This is a genomic window from Bacteroides sp. RTP31139st1_H2_RTP31139_211217 (assembly GCF_040227615.1).
Taxonomy (GTDB): domain Bacteria; phylum Bacteroidota; class Bacteroidia; order Bacteroidales; family Bacteroidaceae; genus Bacteroides; species Bacteroides uniformis.
The window spans coordinates 1-9,783 of sequence record NZ_JBCNZM010000171.1; the positions used below are offsets into that span (position 1 = coordinate 1).

General features: G+C 37.1%; 9 protein-coding genes and 1 pseudogene. All 10 read right to left on the reverse strand.

Features of this window, described 5'->3' with window-relative positions:
- Positions 1 to 77 precede the first annotated feature (77 nt).
- A pseudogene (locus ABUA47_RS20305) lies at positions 78 to 194 on the reverse strand (recombinase family protein); the annotation flags it as partial.
- Between the two features lie 229 nt (positions 195 to 423).
- Positions 424 to 1,665 carry a DegT/DnrJ/EryC1/StrS family aminotransferase gene (locus tag ABUA47_RS20310; RefSeq protein WP_349831954.1) on the reverse strand — a complete coding sequence of 414 codons (1,242 nt, stop codon included), beginning with the start codon at positions 1,663 to 1,665 and terminating at the stop codon, positions 424 to 426.
- A gap of 69 nt (positions 1,666 to 1,734) precedes the next feature.
- Positions 1,735 to 2,325 carry a sugar transferase gene (locus ABUA47_RS20315; RefSeq protein ID WP_057254128.1) on the reverse strand — a complete coding sequence of 197 codons (591 nt, stop codon included), beginning with the start codon at positions 2,323 to 2,325 and terminating at the stop codon, positions 1,735 to 1,737.
- On the reverse strand, positions 2,315 to 3,535 hold the full coding sequence (locus tag ABUA47_RS20320; protein WP_057256478.1) for a Coenzyme F420 hydrogenase/dehydrogenase, beta subunit C-terminal domain: 1,221 nt from the start codon (positions 3,533 to 3,535) through the stop codon (positions 2,315 to 2,317). Before ABUA47_RS20320 ends, ABUA47_RS20315 begins: the two co-directional genes overlap by 11 nt.
- Complete coding sequence (locus tag ABUA47_RS20325; protein ID WP_057254132.1) at positions 3,532 to 4,617, reverse strand: polysaccharide pyruvyl transferase family protein; 1,086 nt, start codon at positions 4,615 to 4,617, stop codon at positions 3,532 to 3,534. The genes ABUA47_RS20320 and ABUA47_RS20325 overlap by 4 nt, the downstream gene beginning before the upstream one ends.
- A 7-nt stretch (positions 4,618 to 4,624) precedes the next feature.
- On the reverse strand, positions 4,625 to 5,446 hold the full coding sequence (locus tag ABUA47_RS20330) for a glycosyltransferase (RefSeq protein ID WP_057254134.1): 822 nt from the start codon (positions 5,444 to 5,446) through the stop codon (positions 4,625 to 4,627).
- An 11-nt stretch (positions 5,447 to 5,457) separates the two neighbouring features.
- Positions 5,458 to 6,417 carry a glycosyltransferase family 2 protein gene (locus ABUA47_RS20335; protein WP_057254135.1) on the reverse strand — a complete coding sequence of 320 codons (960 nt, stop codon included), beginning with the start codon at positions 6,415 to 6,417 and terminating at the stop codon, positions 5,458 to 5,460.
- 8 nt (positions 6,418 to 6,425) lie between these two features.
- Entirely contained in the window at positions 6,426 to 7,547 is a 1,122-nt protein-coding gene (locus tag ABUA47_RS20340; RefSeq protein WP_057254137.1) for an EpsG family protein, read from the reverse strand.
- A gap of 5 nt (positions 7,548 to 7,552) precedes the next feature.
- Positions 7,553 to 8,749, reverse strand: coding sequence for a glycosyltransferase (locus ABUA47_RS20345; protein ID WP_057256476.1), 1,197 nt, complete (start codon positions 8,747 to 8,749; stop codon positions 7,553 to 7,555).
- On the reverse strand, positions 8,746 to 9,783 hold a 1,038-nt coding region (gene wecB, locus ABUA47_RS20350), incomplete at its 5' end, for a non-hydrolyzing UDP-N-acetylglucosamine 2-epimerase (RefSeq protein WP_349831955.1). The genes wecB and ABUA47_RS20345, both read right to left, overlap by 4 nt.

Consider the following 9,783-nt stretch of genomic DNA (forward strand, 5'->3'; position numbering starts at 1 on the left):
ATACTATTAGGTTCATAGTGACAGTCGCTATTGTTGTATATAAAAGTTTAATACCTGTAGTTTGCCGAATGCTTACCCATGTACCATCTGTCGATGCTCAACCCATTCTTTTCCGCGAAGCGTATAATTTCCTCGCGCTGATTCTCTAAAAACTGTTTTTCTGTACTTACTCTTAAATAAGCTACTACTGCCATAATTGATAAACGTTTATTGGTTATTATTCACCACCAAAGAACGGTTATTCAAGTAAGAGTGGCAACACACAACTATGACTCTCTAGCACAGAGGATCACATTATGGACATCCCCCGAAGTCAGGGAAGACTTCTCGGTAACTATCTCAAATATGCCTATAAACAAAGAAAACAGCCCCACTGAAGCTGTTTTCTGAAATTAGTTCATAAAAAATTGATACTATGTAGTTTCATAGTATACTCTTCTTCATTTCATTCACTATGTATCTCACATCCTCATCCGTCACATAAGGACCACTCGGCAAGCAAAGACCACGTTTGAACAAGCCCTCACTGACACCATTCACATAGGCAGGATTAGCCGAATAAACCGGCTGAAGATGCATGGGCTTCCATAAGGGACGGCTCTCGATACCGGCTTTATCCAAGCAAACACGCATGGCCTCTACATTACGGTTAGGCTCACAAGAAGTATGGGCATTCACTGACTCATGCGTAACACCGGCGGCACCACCTACAGCACCTTTCACTGTCTCACGATAGGCATCCTCCTCACCTCTCACATGCAGATTCCCGTCAAGCAGTACCGTGTTCAGCCAATAATTACTATCATAGCGTCCGGAAGGATTCTCATGAAGCGTGATTCCCTCCACATCGGCCAACAACTTACGATACAGACCGCACAGATGCTTATGGTGCGCTATATGCTCATCCACCACCGTCATCTGACCGCGGCCGATTCCCGCACAAATGTTACTCATCCTATAATTATAGCCTATACGCTCATGCTGGTAGTAGGGATAGGACTCACGGGCCTGGGTAGCATAGAACATTATCTCACGTTTGGACTCTTCATCAGGGCAAATCAAAGCACCGCCACCGCTGGTGGTTATCATCTTGTTGCCATTGAAAGAAAGCACACCATATTTGCCAAAAGTTCCGAGAACTTGCCCGTCAAACTTGCTTCCAAAGCCTTCGGCGGCATCCTCTATGACCGGAATATCATATTTATCTGCCACTGACATGATTTGGTCTATCTTGTAGGGCATCCCATACAAAGCCACCGGAACAATTGCTTTGGGCTTTCGGCCGGTCTTGTCGATACGGTCCCTGATAGCCTGCTCCAGAAGAACCGGGTCCATGTTCCATGTATCAGCCTCAGAATCCACGAATACCGGAGTAGCACCGAGGTAGGTCACCGGATGGGAAGAGGCACAAAAGGTAAAGCTTTGTACTATCACTTCGTCACCCTGACCAACTCCGCAAGCGAGCAGGGCCAGGTGTACCGCTGCTGTACCTGCACTCAAGGCCACTACCTTTTTATCCTGTCCCACGAAGCGTTCCAAATCCTGCTCGAAGGCATTCACATTTGGGCCGAGGGGAACCACCCAGTTAGTATCAAAGGCTTCTTGTATGAAGCTTATTTCCTTGCCGCTCATGTGAGCGAGGCAAAGATATATTCGTTTATCCATAAATATATGTGATTATTCTAATGATTCAATTTCCTCACGTAATGAGGAATAAAAAGAAAAGAAAGGATTTTATAAATCCTTTCCAAGTACTGTATAGATAATGATTTTAATGTCATACCAGAAAGACAAATTATCCAAATATTCAATGTTTATCCGTACTTTATCCGGGAACAAGACCTCATCATTATACTTCTGAGGATCGTCCTGTTCCGCCAACAGTTCTTCTTCATTTCGGTATTTTAAACTGGCAGGCCCCGTAATGCCCGGCTTCAATAGAAGCATCCTCCTATCCTCTCCTTCCAGTTTATCAGCATACCCCGGCACATCCGGGCGAGGACCTACAAAGCTCATATCTCCTATCAGCACATTCCAAAGTTCCGGTAATTCGTCCAGCTTATACTTGCGCAACTTTGCTCCCAGCGGTGTAATGCGGCTCTCTCCCTTCACGGAGATAGAACTGTCCGAATGGCCTACCGTCATGGAACGGAATTTATACATCGTAAACAACTTCCCGTGCTGCCCCACCCTCCGTTGCTTGAAAATAACAGGACCGCCCGGCATTTTCAGACGAATCAAAATACCTACTATTATTAAAACAGGAGACAAGAAGATTAGCCCGAAGAGCGCCGCTCCACGGTCAAAAAAAGATTTAAAAAACATGGATTTGATGATACATTTTCTTTACCCGGTTTATAAACCTTGGCGAGAATAAGAATATAATTTTTTTTATATATCTTTTTATGAATTGAGAGAATGATTGATGGGCAAAATAATAATCCTGAATTTCCTTCAAAGATTTATCGGGTAACATCGCAAATAAATGATTTCTAATTTTTTTATCAATTTGATAGTCTACATTCCAAGATTGATATGGCAAGAAATCAGTCCAATCATGTTCTTTCACAGTAGTTTCTTTCCGAATAAAATCAAAGGCTTGCTTTCCTCTTTCTGTTACCAGAGTTACTCCTGACACGCCTTTAATATCTGTATCATAACATTTTCCCCAGAAATCACCTAAACGAATATCTGTATATTCAAGAGTACTCCTCAAAGCACAGTCGTGACAAGCTTCGTTCAACATCAGATTTGAAAAGAAAAGTTGATAAAATTCATCCTTCTTCCTATCGCTTATAAATACTTGCAAATCATCTACTATCACTTCTACTACAAAATTTCCCCAACCTTTAATTTTGCTTCTAAAATTCACATGATCAAATCTGGGCTTTTTTATTAGTTTTTTTATTTCCTGCACATATTTATGCCAAATTTTCAAAGAAGGGCATCCATGACAATAAATATCAACAAGCAAAAAATCGTTTCGTCTATTAATTCTTTTCAAGAATTTATCAACAGCATAAATTTGACAAGGTGTACCAAACAATACAGTTTTTTCCCTTTTTTCTTCTTTATCTAACATTCTTTTAAATGTAGGATAAGTCATTGATTGAATATACTTAGATCCCTTAAAATATTCAATATCCTTTTCATCAGCAGCACATACATGCTTGGCACTATCATCTAATGTGTCATAAACAACACCTATACATTTATATCCTTGTCTATAAAGAGCTTTTGCAAGCAGGTATGCTATACCACCAGAAGTAGTAGTATTCAGTGTTGCATTGTCTCTTGCTTGGCAAGCTAACATTAGGATTTCTTTATGTTCTGCTATATTATATGGCTTGACATCGTCATATTTATAACAAACCTTAGTACAAAGTGAACAATCTACACATTTATCCACATCTAATACCGGACGGTAGAACCCCTGCTCATTCAGAACCATTACAATCGCATTTGCTGGACATACAGCAGCACATCCCCCACAGCTGGTGCATGGATGTAAAATATCTTTCGATACTATATTCATTTAGATAAGCAATTAGTCAAATATGCCATAGAACTTTCACGCTTTTTTAATAAATGCGCATTCACTTTTTCCCAATCTATTTCTTCTGAAAACAATTCATTTAATCCCCTATCCTCAGAAATAATTCTTTTTGAAAGTGTATATTCTTCCAAAAGATATCCCAATTTATTACTATTATTACGTAATATTACAGCCAATTCTGCATTGACAAGAATAGACATGACACTTCCATGAAAAGTATCCGTAACCACACATTGAGCATCTCTAAAATACGAAAGTAATGTAACAGGGTCCACATTAATATTTTTATCACACCAATCATGATAAAAACCTGGAGAAACTATCTGTAATCCACGCGCTTTAGCATATTTCTTTATAGCCTGTACCTCTTGTATATTATTCATATTATTATCATAGGCATATACAAGTAAATAGGGTTTCTGAACTACTTTGGGTAATGTCTGCAATTCATCTTTATACCCATAAAGCAAAACCGGATCGCAAACAATTTCAACATCCTGTCCTATCAATTTTTCAATAATATCATGAGAATTCCTGTCACGAACAGACAAAGCAGTCAAATTCTCCAATCCACCCCGTACAAAACTTTCACAACGTTTAGCCTGAATATCTGTAATAGTAGTAGGACCAAAGCATCCGGCATAAGCAAAAACATTATCAGACGGCAAAGCATACCCCCAAAATACCGGAGTGGGACCTGTATGAAGAGCAAAAATCTCATCACTCCCAATAATCACCGCTTTCATAGATTTATATTGAGTATAATACTCTCCAACAATCCCTTCTTGAATTTTGAATTTATCTAAAATACGTTTCTTTTGTACATTATACCATGTCCTTCCTAATCCTTTTTGAGCCAAATAAGTACAATAATAAGGAATAGAACGCAATGAGATATTGTATTTATCTTTCAGTTCAATACCTAGAAAATCATAGTTCTTTTCAAACCTTAAAGCAGTTGCTTCATACCCCATTTTTTTCAACACCTTACATAATGCATTCAATTGCAATAAAGCCCCATGATTATGAACATCATAGTGAGTTATTATACCTATATCCATACTATTTCTATTTCCTAAGCAAATTTTGAAATATCCAAGCTCGCAGACAGTTAGTCATCATAACTTCCACCACGAACCTCCCTGTAACATTATATAAAAAAATGAATAATCCTATAATATGTTGCTGCCACATGTATTTTTGAAGAAAATATTCACTCTTAAAGTATTTCCATCCACCACGTCGTGCATACATATCCTTACCTACACGTACATTAACTAATACATCCTCCAAGTTTCTAAACTTACATCCATGTTGCATCATCCTCAACCACAAGTAATAATCTTCATTAAAATGCCAATCCTGATAATTACCAGCTCTCAGTACATCCGTTTTTTTGAACATTACTGTCATGTGATTGAACCCACAACGAGATTTCATGAATTTCTTTATTTCCTTATCTGTAGAAGGACAAATCCTACTTGCTACTATGTTATCAGGTGTATCTATAAATTCTGTAATACTGCCACCAACAATAGACAGTTCCTTATCTTCCTCGAAACATCGGAGCTGCTTTTCAAACCTATCGGGCAAAGCTATATCATCGCTATCCATACGAGCTATTAAGTCGTATTTAGCATATTCTACCGCGATACGCAAGGCATTTCCCAAACCATTATTTTTCGGCAACCTTATGATATGTATCGATTCATCTTGTTCAAAGCCGTCAATGATTTCAGATAATTCCCGGCCAATTGGTCCATCAATCACAATTACCATCTCAGACGGTGAACAAGTCTGTCCTATCGTCACACTATCAATGGCTTGACGTACATATTCAAAGCTGTCATTCTTATAAACCGAAAGACAGACAGAAAATGGTGTGTTCACAAATCTTTAAATTAAAAATTTTTTAAGAGAAAATACATCAGTTTAGGAGAGATGGAATTAAAAAAGCGCATAGTCTGCACAAGCATTGCATACCTACCCCAATAAACACGTGGATTATATTTAAATATTTTCCAATTTGCTACCAGTTTGTTCCACAATTCTATATCCTTACATTTCAAATGCAAATAGTATCGCATATTAAGCAGAATACACATCTGAACATGCACTAAAGCCAGATTTTGACATGCGCCATTAATTCCCAACAATGTATAAATTCTTTTCCATGCGTAGATAGAAGTTAGCTTCTGCTGCGTAAATATCGGTTTATTCATTGCCGACTCTTTTCTCCATTTATAGCGAAATAAAATTCGGGGAATACAATCTATCCTTTGGGCATAGTACAGACATTTTACTACAAACTCCCTATCTTCACTATAATAAGTTTGTTCATCAAAATGTAATACGTATTTTTTTATTAAAGAACGTGCTATAATACAAGATGATAGATGTACATATATAGTGCCCTTCAGATAATCGTGAAGATAATCTTTAGAATGATTATTCAAGTGATACCGCACTTTATTTTCACTCTTTTCCTGTAACGACCCAATTACAATGACATCCTGTCCATTTACAATATTTCCAATCTCTTCGATGAAAGTTGGACAAATATAATCATCGCCATCTAAAAAGAATACATAAGGGGCTGTCGCTACTTCTAATCCTGCATTACGTGCAGACGAAACGCCACCATTTGATTTATCAAATAATCTAATAATCGGATATTTATCCTTTAACGATTTAAGTACACTCGCTGTGTTATCAGTAGAGCCATCGTTTACCAATATGAGTTCAAATCGGCTGTCGGTCTGATTTATTACCGACATAATAGTACTTTCTACACAATCTGCTACATTATAGCAGGGGATGATAATCGAAACCAAGGAACTATTTGTCGCAAATATTGACATAAAATTATTTATAAATAAATATTGGGCCTATAATTATAACTATCCCTTTCACGATAAGAAGGCATTTTTTCATTGAATAAATACATGAAATAATTAGTATAAGGGATATACACTTTATTTGAATTAATGATACTAAAGGTAGAGTAGGATATTAGTAGAAAAATAGCAAATTTATACATTACACGCATTTGAGTTTTCAACACAGGTAAGAACATAAACACTGCAATCGAAAAATGCAATGCAAAAAAGAAACCATATCTAAACAATATACCAAAACTCAAAGCCACTCTAAAAATAAACAGATAAAGAATGGCCCCATTAAACAATATAACCCCATATGGTCGTTTTTCAATATATTCCCTATATCTTATTAGGAAACAGAATATGATAATAAAAAAGATAAGACGGAAAGATAATGTTGTACCTGTACCTGCCTCATTCTCCATAAGAAAGTAAAAGTGAAGTTTTTGTTCGAAAATACCCAGTTTTAACAAAAAATCTATAAATAGCGACGCATCAAAAACAAATAAAACATTTACACAAATATAAGCAAATACGATATTTTTTGTAGATATTTTATGAGACATGCCATAAAAAACAAGTAAAATTACAGACGAATAATGAAATGAAGTAGCCAATAGAACTAATCCACAGTATGATAAAAATTTCCGTTTAAATATTAATGGAAATGCATATAAATAAATGGTATTAGCGATAAAATTTCTCATCGGATTATCTATAAATAGATATAATCCAAATACAAATAGAAAAAAAGATAAAGCTAACGGAAAATATTCTTTTGTGTATTTATATATATACCTTACATTTATTATATATAGAATAAACTTAGTGATTATAAAAAACGGCCAAAACGATAATCCAATAGATTTAGCCAATAACATATAAAAATAATAACCAGGTTCTAAATAACGTGAAGGATTAAATAATGCGTTCCATGTAGCATCTTCATAACAAATTTCATAATTTCTCCAATCTGAACCTGTCATATAACCAGAGCAAAAGAATATGCCGAGAATTAATACAATAAATAGTTCGGCAGTAGTTTTCTGTGCCTTCGGAATATAATGTGTTAACAGCGATAATATTAGAAGAAAGAAATATATAAACATTATTCTTATAATATTTTTCTATATTGCTGCAAAACATTTTTGGATAAGTATTCATCACATAAAAACAACTTTTTTAAATTATTTTCAAGAAAATCTTTATAAACTTCTTCTAAAGTAGTTTCTATGTCAGCCTGATTTTCCACATCTGAAAAATAAGAGATCTTTTCATCTAAATATAAATCATGCAATTCTCCTTGAGAAGGACTAATAGACCATATATTGAGTCCACATTGCATATAGTCACCAACCTTTGTCGGCAAGAAAATTCCTTCTTCACATGCAGCTTCCAATACAACAGCGACATCATACTGTTTCACCATTTTAAGACTATCATTATAGGGCATTGCAGGATATTCTGAGACTATATCTTTCAACCGTAACTCATTCACCAAATCAGAGACACTCCTATTTATTCCCAAGAAATCAATTTTCATTTTCGCATCGGGATATTTATGAAAGAAAGAAGCTACAGCGCATAAAAAAGTTTTCGGATCTCGTGGATAAGACAAATTACCTGAATGAATTATTCTCAATGTATCTAAATTAAAGGGATGAATTGGAACAACTTCTGCAATATGAGGAATAACTATAGTTGCCTCCTTTTTTAACCCTACTAAATATTTCATCATATAATCCCTTAGACGCGACGAAGGGAAAATATGAACATCTGCATATCTAACCATAGATGGAATTAGCATTTTTGAAAGTATGGGCATAGGTGCATTTACTCCTTTCCCATAAGGCCATGGATATTTTTGCTCAGGATAAGGATCATTCCAAGTTGGTATCCATCTCAATCCTCTATACTTTTTTAAGTAAATACCCACCAATTCACTTGGAAGACTCTTTGTTAGCACACATTCATAAATATTATCATCCAACAAAGCCAGTGCTTTTCTTAGAGCTAAATATGCCCAGTGAGCACCTCTATACGTTATCCCAAATTTCATGTAGGCACAAATGTGTTGCCATATTGTCGCTAATGTTATTTTTGTTTCAGACGGGATATAATGTATCTTACACAGATTTTCATCTATTGATATATAATCCACAGGATATACTTTATTTTTATGGATTCTTGAAATTAAATCTACCTTATATCCTGCTTCGCATAGAACCTTTATCAACTTGTAGTTCACTATACCCTCAGCAACTGTAGGGGGAATAGATGCAGGTGCAATCATCAATATACGTTTATTCATTGCAACACATTTACAATTCTACCACACGCCATTCCATCTCCGTATGGATTCACGGCTTTACTCATTTTCTCATAATGCGCCTGGTCATCAAGCAGGGCAGATACTTCACTCATAATTCTATCATAGTCGGTACCAACGAGTTTTACCGTACCGGCTTCCAAGGCCTCAGGGCGTTCTGTGGTGTCGCGCATTACGAGCACTGGTTTGCCAAGTCCTGGAGCTTCTTCCTGGATACCACCACTGTCTGTCAGCACAATAGTAGATTTTTCCATCAGATAAACGAAGCTCAGGTATTCTAACGGTTCGATGAAGAACATGTTGCCAAGGTGGGACAGATTTTCGCCAAACACCTCATGGATGGGTTTCCGTACATTGGGGTTCAGGTGCATCGGATAAACGAAATCCACTTCGGGATATTTCTCCGTCAGAGCCTTGATAGCCTTGCACATGGATATGAAGCCGTCGCCAAAGTTCTCACGGCGATGGCCGGTAACCAGTACCAGCTTCCTTCCGTTTTCCAATCGAGCTACATCATAACCGGCTGTTTTCAGCACAGCATCCAGTTCGGCATCCAGTTCCTTGTCCTGCTTTATTTTCTCCACCACCATGTACAGTGCATCTATCACGGTATTTCCGGTCACTGTAATAGAAGCGTCATCAATACCTTCCACCAGCAGATTTTGCTTGCTCAAAGCCGTAGGTGCAAAATGATAAGTGGCAATACGTCCTGTTATCTGACGGTTCATTTCCTCTGGCCAAGGACTATAAATATTGTGCGTGCGCAAACCGGCTTCCACATGTCCGACGGGTATCTGCTGATAGAAAGCAGCCAATGCCGCAGCAGTGGAAGTCGTGGTATCACCGTGCACCAAGACAACATCGGGCTTCACTTCTTTCAGCACATTACGCATACCCAGCAATACACGAGAGGTCACGTCGTACAAATCCTGTCCCTGCCTCATGATATTCAAATCATAATCCGGACGGATGTCAAATATTGGCAGTACCTGGTCCTGCATTTCACGGTGCTGACC